The sequence below is a fragment of the Planosporangium flavigriseum genome, from assembly GCF_011947225.1.
Taxonomy (GTDB): Bacteria; Actinomycetota; Actinomycetes; order Mycobacteriales; family Micromonosporaceae; genus Planosporangium; species Planosporangium flavigriseum.
The window spans coordinates 1-715 of sequence record NZ_JAATVW010000066.1 but is presented as its reverse complement, the minus strand read 5'-3'; the positions used below and the strand labels follow the sequence as shown (position 1 = coordinate 715).

1 protein-coding gene is annotated in these 715 nt (G+C 67.6%); it reads right to left on the bottom strand.

From position 1 onward, the window contains the following. On the bottom strand, positions 1-692 hold a 692-nt coding region (locus HC028_RS26835), incomplete at its 3' end, for an AMP-binding protein (protein ID WP_338091301.1). Between the last annotated feature and the right edge of the window lie 23 nt (positions 693-715).

Here is a 715-nt window from a genome sequence, read left to right as displayed (position 1 = left end):
GCCCACCGATCCACCAACTCGGCGCTACAGGCGTCGCCACCCACGATCACCGTCCGGAACTCCGGCAAGCTGTTCGCGGTGTCCACCGTCGCCAGCGCCGCCGGCGGAATCAACGCATGCGTGACGCCATATTGGTCCAAGACCTTCACCAGGTGCTCGCCCAACAACGGACCCGCCGGCGGCACCACCAACGCCGCCCCCGACACCAACGCCGCACACAACTCCAACACCGACGCATCGAAACTCGGCGACGCAAACTGCAACACCCGATCCCCAGGCCCCACCCGATAATGCGCCGCCTCCGCCACAGCGAAACTCGCCAACCCCCGGTGCGTGACCACCACACCCTTCGGCCGCCCCGTCGACCCCGACGTATAAATCACATACGCCGCATGATCCACCGACAGTTCCGACAACCGGTCCACATCCGACACCAGCGCACCCGACAGCGCCGCGACCTCCGCCACCACCCCCGGAGCGTCGACCGCGACCACCGGCACGCCCTCGACAACAGGCACCCGCGAGACCAGCGACGCAAACGTCAACACCACCACCGGCCGACTGTCGGCCACCATGAACGCAATCCGCTCAACCGGATAATCCGGATCCACCGGCAGATACGCCCCACCCGCCTTAACCACCGCCACCTGCGCCACCACAACCTCAGCCGACCGCGGCAACACCAACGCCACCACCCGCTCCGGCCCCACCCCCA